Origin of the sequence: Chryseobacterium phosphatilyticum (genome assembly GCF_002899825.2) — a bacterium.
Lineage (GTDB): Bacteria > Bacteroidota > Bacteroidia > Flavobacteriales > Weeksellaceae > Chryseobacterium > Chryseobacterium phosphatilyticum.
This window is the reverse complement of sequence record NZ_PPED02000001.1, coordinates 610,560-625,942: the sequence shown is the minus strand read 5'-3', so window position 1 is coordinate 625,942 and position 15,383 is coordinate 610,560. Positions and strand designations below refer to the sequence as shown.

The 15,383-nt window shown below is 35.9% G+C and carries 15 protein-coding genes; 13 read left to right on the top strand and 2 right to left on the bottom strand.

The window, feature by feature from the left end:
- The first annotated feature begins 92 nt into the window (after nucleotides 1-92).
- From C1631_RS02850 to C1631_RS02825, 6 genes are all read left to right on the top strand, one after another.
- On the top strand, nucleotides 93-767 hold the full coding sequence (locus C1631_RS02850) for a response regulator transcription factor (protein ID WP_109710319.1): 675 nt from the start codon (nucleotides 93-95) through the stop codon (nucleotides 765-767).
- A 61-nt stretch (nucleotides 768-828) separates the two neighbouring features.
- On the top strand, nucleotides 829-2,115 hold the full coding sequence (locus tag C1631_RS02845) for a sensor histidine kinase (RefSeq protein ID WP_109710317.1): 1,287 nt from the start codon (nucleotides 829-831) through the stop codon (nucleotides 2,113-2,115).
- 95 nt (nucleotides 2,116-2,210) lie between these two features.
- Nucleotides 2,211-3,245, top strand: coding sequence for a sulfite exporter TauE/SafE family protein (locus C1631_RS02840; RefSeq protein ID WP_109710315.1), 1,035 nt, complete (start codon nucleotides 2,211-2,213; stop codon nucleotides 3,243-3,245).
- A gap of 27 nt (nucleotides 3,246-3,272) precedes the next feature.
- Complete coding sequence (locus C1631_RS02835) at nucleotides 3,273-4,034, top strand: COG4705 family protein (RefSeq protein ID WP_109710313.1); 762 nt, start codon at nucleotides 3,273-3,275, stop codon at nucleotides 4,032-4,034.
- A 33-nt stretch (nucleotides 4,035-4,067) separates the two neighbouring features.
- Nucleotides 4,068-6,485, top strand: coding sequence for a TonB-dependent receptor domain-containing protein (locus C1631_RS02830; RefSeq protein ID WP_109710311.1), 2,418 nt, complete (start codon nucleotides 4,068-4,070; stop codon nucleotides 6,483-6,485).
- 25 nt (nucleotides 6,486-6,510) lie between these two features.
- Complete coding sequence (locus tag C1631_RS02825; protein ID WP_109710309.1) at nucleotides 6,511-7,320, top strand: phosphatase PAP2 family protein; 810 nt, start codon at nucleotides 6,511-6,513, stop codon at nucleotides 7,318-7,320.
- Between the two features lie 154 nt (nucleotides 7,321-7,474).
- Here C1631_RS02825 and C1631_RS02820 read toward each other — a convergent pair whose 3' ends face one another.
- Complete coding sequence (locus C1631_RS02820; RefSeq protein ID WP_103249545.1) at nucleotides 7,475-8,278, bottom strand: SDR family oxidoreductase; 804 nt, start codon at nucleotides 8,276-8,278, stop codon at nucleotides 7,475-7,477.
- A gap of 23 nt (nucleotides 8,279-8,301) precedes the next feature.
- A complete protein-coding gene (locus C1631_RS02815; RefSeq protein ID WP_109710307.1) occupies nucleotides 8,302-9,963 on the bottom strand; it encodes an FAD-binding dehydrogenase in 1,662 nt (553 codons plus the stop codon).
- Nucleotides 9,964-10,128: 165 nt separating this feature from the next.
- Between C1631_RS02815 and C1631_RS02810 the strand changes: the two genes are divergently transcribed.
- The 7 genes from C1631_RS02810 (at nucleotide 10,129) to C1631_RS02780 (ending at nucleotide 15,316) form a co-directional block, all read left to right on the top strand.
- Nucleotides 10,129-11,502, top strand: coding sequence for an aldehyde dehydrogenase family protein (locus C1631_RS02810; protein ID WP_109710305.1), 1,374 nt, complete (start codon nucleotides 10,129-10,131; stop codon nucleotides 11,500-11,502).
- An 87-nt stretch (nucleotides 11,503-11,589) separates the two neighbouring features.
- Entirely contained in the window at nucleotides 11,590-11,856 is a 267-nt protein-coding gene (locus C1631_RS02805; protein WP_123966578.1) for a hypothetical protein, read from the top strand.
- Nucleotides 11,857-11,937: 81 nt separating this feature from the next.
- Nucleotides 11,938-12,366 (top strand): hypothetical protein, encoded by a 429-nt coding sequence (locus C1631_RS02800; RefSeq protein ID WP_103249144.1) that lies wholly within the window; start codon nucleotides 11,938-11,940, stop codon nucleotides 12,364-12,366.
- A gap of 1 nt (nucleotide 12,367) precedes the next feature.
- Nucleotides 12,368-12,871, top strand: a complete 504-nt coding sequence (locus C1631_RS02795) for a TlpA family protein disulfide reductase (protein ID WP_228440979.1) — start codon at nucleotides 12,368-12,370, stop codon at nucleotides 12,869-12,871.
- Nucleotides 12,872-13,008: 137 nt separating this feature from the next.
- The gene (locus tag C1631_RS02790; RefSeq protein ID WP_103249142.1) at nucleotides 13,009-13,401 is read left to right on the top strand and encodes a DoxX family protein; all 393 of its coding nucleotides are present in this window, start codon (nucleotides 13,009-13,011) and stop codon (nucleotides 13,399-13,401) included.
- A gap of 159 nt (nucleotides 13,402-13,560) precedes the next feature.
- A complete protein-coding gene (locus tag C1631_RS02785) occupies nucleotides 13,561-14,634 on the top strand; it encodes a sensor histidine kinase (RefSeq protein WP_103249141.1) in 1,074 nt (357 codons plus the stop codon).
- Complete coding sequence (locus tag C1631_RS02780; RefSeq protein WP_185144643.1) at nucleotides 14,615-15,316, top strand: LytR/AlgR family response regulator transcription factor; 702 nt, start codon at nucleotides 14,615-14,617, stop codon at nucleotides 15,314-15,316. The genes C1631_RS02785 and C1631_RS02780 overlap by 20 nt, the downstream gene beginning before the upstream one ends.
- The last annotated feature ends 67 nt before the right edge of the window (nucleotides 15,317-15,383 follow it).

Here is a 15,383-nt window from a genome sequence, read left to right as displayed (position 1 = left end):
GAGTATAAATACCTTAGTATTTTTTACTTTTATGTATAGTGTTAATTCTTGAACTTCAAAATTTCTTCAAAATTTAATGATAGATTTGGGGCATGAAAATCCTAATTGTTGAAGACGAGGCAGAACTTGCCCAAAGTATTTCAGAGTATTTATCTGAGGAAAACTATCTCTGTGAAGCGGTTGATACATTCAGGCAAGCTATGGATAAGATTGAAGCATTTCAATATGATTGTATTATATTAGATATCATGCTTCCTGATGGAAATGGACTTAGAATTTTAGAGGAATTAAAAAAACAGAACAAACAGGATGGGGTGATTATCATTTCTGCTAAAAATGCATTGGATGATAAAATAGAAGGATTGAAAATGGGAGCTGATGATTATCTTACAAAACCTTTCCACCTTTCAGAACTGATGGCAAGAGTATATTCTATTATCCGTAGAAAACAATTCAGCAGTTCTAATGTTATTACACAAAATGAGCTTCAGATTGATCTTCCGGCTAAAACAGTATCTGTAAATCATGTGATCGTCTCCCTAACCAAAAAAGAATTTGATCTTCTCATTTATTTTATTGGAAACAAAAATAAGGTAATCTCTAAGAGTACCCTTGCAGAGCATCTTTCGGGGGATTTTGCAGATATGCTTGACAACCATGACTTTGTCTATGCTCATGTAAAAAACCTTAAGAAAAAACTGTATGATGCCGGCTCCGGACATTATCTCAAAACAGTGTATGGAACCGGCTATAAATGGGAGCTGTAAAAAAACCAGATTTAATAGATTATCAATCCTAAAGTCCTATAATTTTTAATTCATATTGACCTTGAAACCACTATTAAGCAAAACAACAAAACCATTTCTTATATATGTACTTGTCGTATTAATGATAAGTATTCCTGTATATTATGTAGTGGTAGATACGATCTGGAAGAGTGAACTGGATGAACATAACCAGATTATTGTTGAAAAAACGGCTTATGAATTCAACCAGTTAAAACTTTCAGATAAGGAATTGGAAGAAGGCCTTGGCTTATGGAATCATATTCAGCCGGAAACCAATATTGAGAAAATATCAGGAGATCATATAAAAGGAGACAGTGTTTATACCAATGAAAGGCACCTTCCATTTATATCCGAACAAAAGAAAGAAAGATACCGATGTCTGAAGAAAGTGGTTTATATTCATAATAAACCCTATCTTTTCACAATACAGACTAATATTGAAGAGACTCATGAAACCATTGCCGTCATTGCAATGATCGCAATCTTTTTCTTTGTGATGATTGTGGTAGGGCTTTTATACCTGAACAGAAGACTATCTGCGTCTGTTTGGAAGCCCTTTAGGGCAACACTGGATCAGCTGAAAACTTTTCAACTCAATAGCCAGACCAAAATACAGTTTCCTGCCTCTGATACTACAGAATTTGAAGAGCTCAATCAATCTCTTTATAAGCTGATAGAGCATAATGTCTCTGTTTATAAAACGCAAAAAGAATTTACAGAAAATGCCTCTCATGAGCTTCAGACTCCTTTGGCTATTCTTAAAAATAAACTGGATCTGCTGCTACAGGATCAGAATCTCACAGAAAAACAATATCGGATAGTAGAGGAAATGAATAAAGCATTAAGCCGAAGTTCCCGTATCAATAAAAATCTTTTACTGCTGGCCAAGATCGAAAATAATCAGTTTGATAACTCTGAAAGCATTCAGTTTGATCACCTGCTTCATCAAAGTATTGATATTCTTCGGGAGCATTTTGAACAAAAAAACATTAAAGTACTGGAGATAATCGGCTCGGATATTTTCGTAAATGGAAACAGCAGTCTGACAGAAATTATGATCAATAATTTGGTTATTAATGCAATTCGCCATACACCATCTGATGGTTTTATCACTATACAATTAACAGATTCTGTTTTTGAAATTTCTAATTCCGGGACCCAACCACTAAATACAGATTTGTTGTTTAAAAGATTTTCAAAGCTATCAACAGTTCATAATGGTAGTGGTTTAGGACTGTCTATTATTCAGGAGATCTGTAAATTTCATCATTGGACAATAAGCTACAGATTTGAAAATAATCACCATTTCTTCTCCGTTAAAATATAGTTAAAAAATAACCTGGTAAAGAGAATTCTAAATTTCTTCTAAATCGAATTGCACCTTTGTATTGGAAATATACTGAAGTGTAAATTTATTTAGAAATGATTTTTAAAATTGCCCTTTTATTCACAGGAACAATACTTGCATTCTGGATCAGCGCTATTTGTGGAGGTGGTGCAAGTCTGATTTTGATTCCTATTCTCAATCTACTGCTTCCAACATCTTTGGTTCCTTTCTCCCTGACAATTGGTACTTTTACAAGTTCTGCTTCCCGGATCGCGGTCTTTAAGAGGCATATTAACTGGAAGATATTTTTATGGTTTGTTCCGTTTTCTATTCCTGCTGTTTTATTGGGAGCTTACCTGATTAAATATGTAAATCCAAACTACCTTCAACTTCTGGTAGGTGTCTTCCTGATAGCTAATCTTCCGCAACTTTTCACTTCCAAAAATAAAAAAGAAGAAACTGAAAAGGTTTATCCTAAGTACCTATTAGCACTAATCGGTTTTTCTGCTGGTTTTATTTCAGGAATTACCGGTGCTGTAGGACTTCTTTTCAACCGTTTTTATTTAAAATTCGGGCTTAGAAAAGAGGAGATTGTTGCTACCCGGGCGGCCAATGAGATATTTCTTCATCTGGTTAAGCTTATCATTTATGTTTCATTGGGGTTGTATTCCCATATGGCCTTGTGGTTGGGTATAATAATAGCAGCTGCCGCAGTACTATCTTCTTATACGGTACAATATATTCTTCCGTATTTGAGTGAAAATTGGTTTAAAAAAATAGGGTACGGAGCAATGGTAATTTCCGGTATTGCTTTGTTGACAGGTACTTCAGGTAAAATTATTCAACAAGATCAAATTGTAGTTAATAATGGGTCTACCAACAATAAAAATATGTACACAATATCCTGGAAAAATACCCGTGTATCTGTAGAATATGAGGTAAATAAAGGCCTGGAGATTGAAAAAACAGTACAGCCGGAAGACTTATCCGGAAGTCTTAAAGATAAATACCATAAGCTTATGGAACATTATGATGATGTTCAGATTGAGAAGGTATATACCTTGGGAAAAAAGACAACCCATGAATTTTATTGTTATAAAAATAATGTGCTTACAAAATTGAAAACGTAACATTCCAGACATCAACAAATTAAAAAAATGAGAACAACAAATAAAGTTGCAGCGGTCACCATCCTTTTCTGGCTCATGAAAATTGTGGCAACTACCTTAGGAGAGACTTTGGGAGATTTTATTTCCATGACATTAAATTTGGGATATACAATGGGAATTCTTGTTACCTTATCCTTTTTTTTCATCATACTATCTCTGCAATTTAAATTAAAGGAATATGTTCCGGCTGTATACTGGATAGTGATTATAGGAACTACAACTTTAGGTACTGAAATTTCTGATTTCATAGACAGAACTTTAAAAGCAGGATATCTGGGGGGGAGCTTAATTCTTCTAACTGGCCTTTTAACTTCTCTTTTTTTATGGTACAAAAAGTATAATAATCTTGAGGTCTATCCGATCTTTGAGCAAACAAAAGAACTTTATTACTGGACGGCTATATTATTTTCAAACAGTCTTGGAACGGCATTCGGAGATTTTTTAAGTGACAATCTCGGATTGGGGTATTTAACCGGAGCATGTATTACAGGAGGTATTATCCTTATTGTGGTAATGCTTCATTATTTTACAAAAATCAATCATGTTATTCTTTTTTGGATTGCTTTTGTTTTTACCAGACCTTTTGGAGCAACTTTCGGAGATCTTTTAACAAAGCCTTTGACTAAAGGTGGTTTTGATCTTGGAACGGTGAATGCTTCCCTCATATCTCTTGTTTTGATGATTATTATGATTATCATCTCGCAGAAAAAGCATTCTCAGAATTGCTTTGTCAAAATTAAAGACCACTGATAACAAAAAATTACATAATTAAAGACTATTAGAATGAATCGAAAGAAACTTCTTCTTTTTCCCGTTTGCATGATAACCAGTATTGCTTTTGCACAGACAATATCTGTGACTGTCTCGGGGAAGATTACCAATAAAGATAATATGATATTGCCATATGCCAGTATTGTTTTTAAAAAAGAAAAAGACAGTGCATTTCTAGCCGGAACGATCAGTAATGAAGACGGAAGGTTCTCCTTAGCAGGAATACAACCAGATCATTACATCATGATAACTTCAATGACAGGTTATGAAACCGTCTCTCAGCCTGTTTTTATAGGAAGCCTTTCTGAGTTTCTGGAAATACCAACTATAGAACTTCGTCCAAAACGGGAAAAAGAAACAACAATAGAAGCCATTACGATCACTGCTTCCAAAAAGAGTGAAATAGACAGTCGTCTTGATAAAAAAACATATTCTGTAGCAGACAATATCAGTCAAAGTGGGGGTTCTGTATTGCAAAGCATGCAAAATCTACCCGGAATTACAGTACAAGAGGGGAAAGTACAACTGAGAGGGAGTGATAAAGTAACTGTTTTGATTGATGGTAAACAAACTTCACTTACGGGGTTTGGCAGTCAGACAGGACTTGATAATATTCCTGCTTCTTCTATTGACAGGATTGAAATTATCAACAATCCTTCATCAAAATATGATGCTAATGGAAATGCAGGAATCATCAATATTATTATGAAAAAAAATAAGCAAAATGGATGGAATGGGAAAGTGGGATTCACAACAGGTTTAGGATCTCTTTGGGTAAGAAAGGAAAATTTACCCACGATCAGACCACAATATACCCTGACTCCCAAGATAAATCCGACGTTGTCACTTAACTACAGAAAAAATAAAGTGAATGTCTTCTTGCAGGCTGATAATTTATACACTGAGACCCTCAATAAAAATGAATTTGTAACCCGTACCTACGATGACGGAACGGTGATCAATTCACAATTGAAAAGAAATAGAAATACTAATTTTTTTACGACCAAAGCAGGAATAGATTGGAATATTGATGCACAAAACTCATTAACAATTTCAGGAATGTATGGCAGTGAAAAGATTATTGATCGCGGTGATCAGCCATTTTTTAATGGAGATTTGTCTCAGCGGCTTCGTTTATGGCAGTTTTTGGAAGATGAATTAAAAACTACGATAATGGGAACAGCTTCGTATCAGCATAAATTCAAAGAGGCAGGGCATGTGTTGAATGTTGGATTTAATTATACATTTCATAGAGAGGATGAAAAATATTTCTATGATAACTATTTACCGGCTTCCACCGGTTCAGATTCTTTTAAGCTATTATCCGATGAGCAGGTTTATGATTTAAATGTCGACTATGTAAAACCTTTGAAGTACGGAAGAATTGAGACAGGAATTAAGTTGAGGAACAGAAGTATTCCAACGAACATGAATTTTATCCCGGGAACAAACTCTGTACTGGATGTTGCAGCAGGTGGAAAAGCTGATTATAAAGAGTTCATTCCTGCAGTTTACGGAAATTACATCTTTGAAAATGAAAAATGGGAAGCAGAGCTCGGCTTAAGACTTGAATATGTAAGAATTCAATATGATGTCAACCCCAATCATCCAACATATAAAAGTGACGGATACAATTATACTCAGCCATTTCCGAACTTCAGACTGGCTTATAAACTTAATGATCACAATAAGTTATCTGTCTTTTATAACAGAAGAGTAGACCGTCCTAATGAAGTAGATATCAGGATTTTTCCAAAATATGATGATGCAGAAATTATTAAAGTTGGAAATCCCGCATTGCGGCCTCAGTTTACCAATTCTATTGAACTCGGATACAAATATAATTGGGATAACGGATATTTATATTCTGCTTTATATCATCGTTTTGCCAACGGAACGATTACAAGGATTTCAAGCACGGTACCAGACAGCACATTGATTTATGCAATATTTCAGAATGCAGGAAAAAGCTATAACACCGGTTTAGAGGCTATATGGAATCAAAAGGTTTCCGGCGTTTATTCTTTCAATATCAATGGAAATATTTACCAGAATCAGATCAATGCTTTTTCAGTATTAAATCTTTATCCTCAGCCTAATACTTTTTCGGCAGACAAACAATCTGCTGTTTCAGGAAATATCAAGATCAATAATACTTTTCATTTTACCAAAGGATTGGATGCCCAGTTGACCTTAGTTTACCTGGCGCCTGATATTATATCGCAGGGAAGAATGAATTCAAGATTTTCAATGGATATTGGAATGAAAAAAGCCATTCAGAAAGGGAAAGGGGAATTGTTTTTAAATGCTACAGACTTGCTTAATACCATGGTGATGAAGAAGAAAATTCAGGGAATGGGATTCACTTATACCAGCAATGATTATTACGAAAACCAAGTGGTAAGAGTGGGATACAGCTACAAATTTTAATCTAAAATATTATAAATAAGGTAAGATGAAAAAACGAAGTCAAAAATTGCTGGTGTATTTGTTTATTTTACTATCAGCTTTTAGTAAAGTCAATGCTCAAAATAATAATGACTCCATTGCTGTTCAGCAGCCTGTACAGGATAGCACAACAACTATAGTTATGCAAAAAAGTAAACTGAATTACAAAAGTCTGATTATTCCTGCAGCACTTATTGGGTATGGGGTAGCAGGCTTATCAATAAGAGGATTGAAAGAGATTAATCGTGATACAAAAATAGAAGTTGATGAACACCAACCAACACGTACGAGATTCGATGATTATACCCAGTTTATTCCGGGGCTTATGGTATATGGCCTGAACATGGCAGGTATTAAAGGAAAGCATAACTTCAGAGACCGGACGATCATTTATGCATCTTCACAGCTTATTGTAACGGCTTTTACCACTCCTTTGAAGTATATGGTTAAAGAGGAGAGACCAGACCGCTCAAACACGTTGTCTTTTCCGTCCGGGCATGCCGCAATAGCATTTTCCAATGCTCAATTTATGTTCAGAGAATATAAGGATACCAACTTTTGGCTAAGTCTGTCAGGATATCCTTTTGCCCTCTTTACCGGAGTATATAGGATTATCAATAATAAGCATTGGGTGGGTGATGTTGTGGCGGGTGCCGGATTCGGAATTCTTTCCACAGAACTTGCTTACTGGCTATTTCCAAAAATTGACAGTCTTCTTCGTGGAAAAAATAAAACAAAAAAATCATTTTCCTCAACGATGGTGATGCCATTTTACCAAAATAATACGGTAGGAATAGGATTGATAAAGAATTTCTAAAATCCGCCACTTAATAAAAATCGCCATCCTTTACCAGATGGCGATTTATTATTCTATAAATTCTCCGATAAAGGAATCAATCGATCAAAGCTATTTTTAAGGCCTTTAGCAGATCGTATGAATTGTAATAAAACACTCTTCTATAATATTGATTCTACACCACTTTTGCCCTGCGGACCACCTTCGCCAATAACCCCGGGAAAAACCTTTTCAAATAAACAGCCATCACTTCTTTACCTCCGATAGCTTTTTGATTTTTCCTTTGTTCAATAGCCTTTAACATTTTTCGGGCAAAAACATCAACAGGCATTCCATTCATGGTGGCATCATCCATTGTACCCTGTTGCAAACCATTTCCGGTAACTGCATTGATGGAAATATTGGTTTGAATGAATCCCGGGCAAATGATTGTTACGAAAATATTATCCTGATACAGCTCTGCGCGCAAAGAATCAAAAAAGCCATGTAAGGCATGTTTTGCAGCGGCATATCCGCTTCGCATAGGAGCACCAAAAATTCCCATAAGGCTGGATACTACTGCAATTTGTCCACCATAATTTTTGACCATATAGGGGAGAATAGCTTTCGTCAATGCAACAGTTCCAATAAAGTCTACATCCATCAGGCGTTTATCGACTTCAATATCCGTATCTATGGCTAAGGAACGTTGGGATAATCCGGCATTATTGATAAGAATATCAACCTTTCCAAACTTTTCTATTGCTTGAGCTGCCATATCAGGCATTTTTTTATAATCAATAAGATCTAAAGGAACTACTGCATATCTTTCAGCAGAAATTCCAGCTTTCTCAGCAACATCATAGAGCTGTTCTTCCTTTCTTGAAGAGAGTATCAATTTAGCATTCGAGTTTACAGTAAGTTGTTGAACTAATGCTTCTCCGATTCCTGATGAAGCTCCTGTGATCCAGATCACCTTATTGTCGAAATAATTATTCATATTCAGTTGAGTATTAAGAGGTCTTATGGTAATCCGGCAATATATTGTCCGGCTTTCATTCCTGAAAAAATACATCCTCCCAGAAATGTACCTTCTAATGCACGGTAACCATGCATTCCACCACCACCAAAACCGGCTGCTTCTCCGGCAGCATAAAGTCCTTCGATGATACTGTCATCGTCTCTTAATACCTGGCCATTAAGATTTGTTTTAATACCTCCGAGTGTTTTTCGGGTTAAAATATTAAGACGAACGGCAATCAAAGGTCCGTTTTCAGGAGATAATATTTTGTGGGGCGTGGCTACCCGGCCCAGTTTATCTCCCAGATAATTTCTGGTATTTCTGATGTAATTGACTTGTGTATCTTTTGAAAACTTGTTATCAAGCTCTCTGTCCCTTGCTTCGATCTGTTGCCGGATGTTTTCATAATTTAAAAGATCATTGCCTGCCAGTTGATTCATTTTTTCAACCAAATCTTTAAGAGTATCTGATACAATAAAATCCTTTCCATGTTCCTTGAATGCTTCTACAGGACCAGGTGCTTTTTTACCAAATATTCTTTTCAGAAAAAGAGAGTAGTCCTTATGGGTAATATCAGGATTTTGTTCCGATCCCGAAAGGGCAAATTCTTTCTTAATGATTTTTTGAGTCAGGATAAACCATGAATAAGAAAAACCGGTGTCCTGAATATATTTCAATGTTCCCAGAGTATCAAATCCCGGGAGAAAAGGGGCCGGAAGACGTTTTCCCTGTGCATCAAACCATAGGGAAGAAGGCCCTGGTAAAATTCGGATTCCATGCTTTGGCCAAATTGGATTCCAGTTCTGTAAACCTTCTGTGTAATGCCACATCCTGTCAGGATTGATGATATGAGCTCCTGCCTGTTCAGCAATACCAATCATCTTTCCATCTACGTAAGCGGGCACTCCGCAAACCATATTTTCCGGCGGGTTTCCTAATCTTTCAGGCCAGTTTTTACGAACCAGTTCATGATTGGCCCCAATACCTCCTGAAGCAATAATAATATGAGGAGCACGATATTCAAATTGTGAGATGATATTTCTGTTGGTTTCTGCACCTCTTTCCTGAGTGTCATTTTCCAGTATATCTCCTTTAACACTTTTTATTGTGTCACTTTCTGTAGTCAATTCTGTAACGCGATGTCGGAATTTCATTTGCAGAAGTCCTTTATCTCTGGCCTGATATGCCTTTTCTACAAAAGGTTTTATAACTCCGGTTCCGGTTCCCCAACTGACGTGAAAGCGCGGTACCGAATTTCCGTGACCTGTTGCTGAGCCATCACCACGCTCTGCCCATCCTACCATAAACATAAGCTTGATTCCCAGTTTAGAAATGTACTGGTACTTTTCGCCTGCAGCAAACTTCAGATAAGCTTCTGCCCATTTGCGGGGCCAGTCATCTTCATCACGGTCGAATCCTGCCGTTCCTGTCCAGTCTTGTAAAGCCAGTTCGTAAGAATCTTTAATTCCCATTCTTCTCTGTTGTGGTGAATTGATTAAAAAGAGTCCCCCAAATGACCAGAATGCCTGTCCGCCAATGTTTTGTTCTGTTTCCTGATCCAACAGAAGAACTTTTTTTCCTGCATTGGTTATTTCCATAGCAGCAGTTAATCCTGCAAGTCCGGTTCCGATGATAATAGCATCAGGTTGGAATATTTCCCCCATTTTATCAGATATTTTTGATTTGATAATACTTTACATAAATGTATAAAATATTTGAACTTGAAAAAGTAATTTATTTGTGATTTCATGCAAAATTCCGAAAAGTACACCATACATTAATGTGCTCATTTATATAGTTTTGTATAAACATCAAAAAATACAAAGGTTATGAACACATATCAAAACATTTTCGATATCCAGAAAGAATTTTTCTTCAGTGATTCAACCAAAACATATGAATGGCGTATGGATCAGCTGAACAGAATGGAAAAGTTTTTAACAGAAAACCAGGATGTATTTTGCAAAGCACTTGAAAAAGACTTTGGAAAACCTCCTTTTGAGCAGTTATTTGAAATCACTGTACCCCTGGGAGTGATAAAGTATTATAAAGAAAATCTTAAGGAGCTGATGGCTCCTCAGCCAGTCGAAATTCCTAAGGGTCTGGAAGCTACAGGAAATAGAGGTATCATCTATAAAGAACCTTATGGAGTAACCCTGGTTATAGGACCATTCAATGCACCTGTTTTATTATTACTTGACCCTGCCATTGCAGCCTTGGCAGCCGGAAACACAGTGATTTTGAAACCTGCCAATACGACACCTGCTGTTGCTCAGTTATTTAAAGAGCTTATACCACAATATTTTGAACCGGAGGCCGTAGCGGCGGTTACAGGAGGTAGAGAAGAAATTACAGAATTATTAGAATTACCTTTTGATTTTATCTTTTTTACAGGGAGTTCCAATGTTGGAAAAGTAGTGATGCGGGCAGCAGCTGAAAATCTGACTCCCGTTATTTTGGAATTGGGAGGGCAGAATCCTACGATTGTAGACGAAACGGCTAATCTGGATATTGCTGTAGATCGAATTGCCTGGGGGCACAATGCGATATCAGGCCAATGGTGCATTGCGCCAGGCTATGTATATGTACATGAGAATATTGCAGATGAATTTATTGAGAGGCTGAAAGCTTCGATCCGCAAAATGTATGGAGAAAACCCTCAGGAAAGTCCTGATCTGGCGAGAATGATCAGTGAGCATGATGCGGAGCGTGTGGCTTCTTATATTATTCCTGAAAAGGTTGTTATTGGCGGGCGTTTTGATGTTGCACAAAGATATGTAGAACCTACTGTTTTATATCCGAGTACATGGGAGGATCCTGCATTGCAACAAGAGGTTTTCGGGCCTGTGTTGCCGGTAATGGTCTATTCGGATCTGAAAGAGATTACCAATATTATCAAACGTAAACCAAAATCTTTGGCAGCTTATATTTTTAGTAAAAACCAGGCTCATATTGATTATTTCCTTCACTCAGTTTCCTTTGGGGGCGGATGCATCAATCAAACCAATTTACATTGCTGGATAGACAGTTTACCATTTGGTGGGGTGGGCTATTCAGGAATGGGTAAATATTATGGGAAAGCAGGATTTGAGGCCTTAAGTAATACCAAGGCGATGCTTGTTGGAAATCCGGATCTGGAACTGGATGTTTTCCCCCCATATGCAGGAAAAGATATTGCAAAAAATCTGAGTGTGTTTAGCTAATGCTTTTTTATTAGCAATAACTATTAAAAGTCCGATATGTGATCATATTGGACTTTTTTTATCTTTGTTTAAAAGAAAATGATCAGAATGAGTGAAAGAAAACAATATCAAACATTTGCTGTAAAAAAGGACGGAACAAAGCTACCTATTGAAGCAGAATCAATTATTATCAAGGTTGGAGAGGAGGAAATCGAAATTTCTCTGATACCTCCTCATTCAGTATTCAATGGAAAATTGACATTAGCTACCGGCTCTGCAATTCAAGGGAGGGAAGACGAGAGAAATTCAGGAACACAGTTGGTTATAGAGCCCGGAGCATCAAATGTTATTCATATTACACCCAAAAGACTCTGATTATTGTCAGCGTAAAATAGTATTACAAATATTTTCTCCTTTCCGCTTTCCACTTTTTTTATCTTTGTGAAAAAGAGAACTATGAAGTATTTGTTTATTATCGCATGTTTTGTGTGCTCCATTTTCAGTCAGGCACAACAAAAACAAGATCCATGGAAAGACAGTCAGTTGATGGATCCTGCACTATTAGCATCCCGTATTGTGAAAAACAAGACCAAGGACCTGGTGATCATTTCCGTTGGCCCGGAAGCTATTATCAAGGGTTCCATAGATATTGGCCCTACCCATGAGCCTGAAAATCTGGAAAAATTAAGAAACTATCTTAAAAATATTCCTAAAGACAGAGAAATCGTCATCTACTGCGGTTGTTGCCCTTTTGTAAAGTGTCCTAATATCCGTCCTGCATTCGGATTATTGATGGAGATGGGCTTTAAAAATGCTCAGCTTCTGAATCTTCCCAAAAATATAAAAACAGACTGGCTGGATAAAGATTATCCAACAAATGATTAATATGAAAACCTATTTTACCTTATTATTGATATTCGTATTTTCAGGATCAGCTTTTTCTCAAAATAAAATAGAAATTGGGAAAAAAGTTCCTGAAATTACCATGTCTCAAGCAGATGGATCTCCTTTCTCGCTTTCATCATTAAAAGGAAAGCTGGTGTTGATTGATTTCTGGGCAACATGGTGTGCACCATGTGTTGAAGAACAACCGGAATTGAAAACTTTATATGAAACCTACTCAGCTCAGGTGAAAAATAATACATTTGAAATACTGGGTGTTTCCTTAGATAAAAATAAAGAGAGCTGGCAAAAGACCATTGATCGTTTTGGAATCAACTGGATACAGATCAGCGATTTGAAATTTTGGAAAAGTCCTATAGCAAAAGCATATGAAGTAGATGAACTTCCTTTTAACGTTATTATTGACGGGCAGGGAACCATCATTGCTAAAAATATTCATGGAAAAGATCTAGAAGACTTTTTAAAGAAAAACTTAAATCAGAATTAAAATTATTCAATAGAAAAAGAGAATGGTAATAACGACCATTCTTTTTTTGTCATATCATGAAGTCCTTCATATATCATTAAAAGCAGTTGATATACGCAGTTAATTCTTTATTTCAATTGTATCTTATATTTGATGTTATGAAAAAGAATTTCTACCTCCGTTTTGCATTATCAGTTATTTTAATGATGCATAGTGTGATCTCTATTTTGAGTGGAGATGTCAATAATTTTGGACGACTTTACCTTGATACTATAGGATTTAGTCCGGTAGGATTATATATGGCCTGGGGCGTTAAGCTGATTCATCTTGTGTCAATTCCTTTGCTTTGGTTTGACCAATGTATCAAACCGGTTTCGTGGTGTAATATGGCAATTTTTATCTTTGGAATCTATTATATTCACTGGCAAAATGGTTGGTTTGTAGTAGGTGGAGGAACCAATGGTATTGAGTTTAATGTTCTGTTGATCTTTTGTTTTCTTAATCTTATGTTTCCTGAAGTTCGTTTTAAAAAATTATACAATAAAGTATAGGTATATTATAACCACAAAAGTTTTTTGAACACTTAAGTTTTGAAAATCGCAGATTGGGTAAGAATTCGTTGTTGATAGATGAATGCTTTCATTTCGTAGGCAAGATATTTTTATATTTGATTGAATCCTATTACTTTGTATATTTAAATTAAAATACACTTGAAATCGATCGGGAAATCTAAGCTCCATGTTCATTTGCTCTTTTGGATATTGTACTATATTCTGGAGGTTTATCTTGATTTTTATTGGTCACGATATCAGTTTCCGGATGTTGAATGGCAAATGAGACTTCAGAATACTCTTATGCTGGAGCTGGGTTATCTTTTTATAAAAATTCCGCTTGCTTATTCCCTGCTGTATGTGTATGAAAGAGGACATCTTAAGAGCTTTGCCAAATCTATTCTCTATATTCTCATTGTTGTACTCGCTGTTTTGGGACATCGGTTTTTTACCCACTATCTGATGTATCCTTACATCTATGGGACTGTAGAAACACTGGATGGGAAAGAATTCTCAGGATATATTAATGGCCTGGTAGCTTTTAACTCTTTTATGGATCTTATTTTCATGGTAGGGCTTATTTTTGGCGTTGAAATTACAAGACAGAAAAATGTTTTAAAAGAACAGATTTCTCAGCTGAAATCAGAAAAACTGGATCAGGAACTGACCATGTTAAAAGCACAGATTAATCCTCATTTTCTGTTTAATACACTCAACAATATTTATGGAATGGCTATGAAAAAGGCAGATGAAACACCTGATGCCATTCTTCAGCTTTCAAAAGTAATGCGCTATAATATCTATGAAGCTGCTGAGAAAAGTATTTCCATAGAAAAAGATATTGAAAACATTAAAGATTTTATTCAGATCCAGAAAATCAGACATCATCATCTTACGGTTAATTTCAAGGAAAATGTTGATTGCCCATCTCAGGAAATATCACCGTTGATATTGATTCAGTTTGTTGAAAATGCTTTCAAACATGGGGTTTCTGAAAGTCTGGGGGAGTCGTTTATCAATATAGATATTCAACTGGAAAAAGGAATTCTCAAGTATCGCATTGAAAATTCCAAAGAGCAAAGAGCCCATGAGCATTCTACCAAAATAGGATTGAAAAATATCCATAGACAACTTCAACTGCTTTATCCACAGCATAGTTTGGTCGTTGAGGACCGAAATGACCGATATATTGTACAACTAATTATTGACTTCCATGATACATTCAGATCCTAAAAAATACAATTGCATTATTGTAGAAGATGAACCTATTGCAGCAGATATTCTTGAGCATTTTATCTCACGGGATCAAGAGCTTAATCTTGTTGGTAAATGTGCCGACGCAGTGTATGCCAGTAGTCTTTTAAGTATTCATAAGGTTGATCTGATGTTTTTAGATCTTCATCTTCCTGTAGTAAAAGGATTTGATTTTTTAAGAAAAATAAATAACCCTCCAATTGTTATTGTGACTACTGCATATCATCAGTATGCGGTGGAAGGTTATGAGCTTGATATTGCCGATTACCTGATGAAACCTATTCCTTATGATCGCTTTGTAACGGCTATCGGAAAGTTTAAACATCTCATGGAAGCTGAAAATGCTTTGCTGGAAATTGCTGAACGGGATTATATTTTCATCAGCAGCGGTAAAAAGCAAATTAAAATTATTTTACAGGATATTTTTTATATCGAAAGTTTAAGAGAATACATTCATATTCACACCAAAGCAGAAAGGCTGACTTTTAAAATGCCAATCAGTAAGATTGAAGAAAGCTTACCTCCAGATCAGTTTACACGCATTCACAAATCATACATTATTTCACGATCAAAAATTGAAATGAAGTCGGCCAATATTATCCAGGTTAATGGTAAAAAACTTCCGGTTGGGAGAACGTACAAACAGTCTTTTGAACTTTAAATATAAATGATCATTATCCCATCTGATCTTAAAAGCCAGGAATATTACAAGGTTAAATTTATGTATC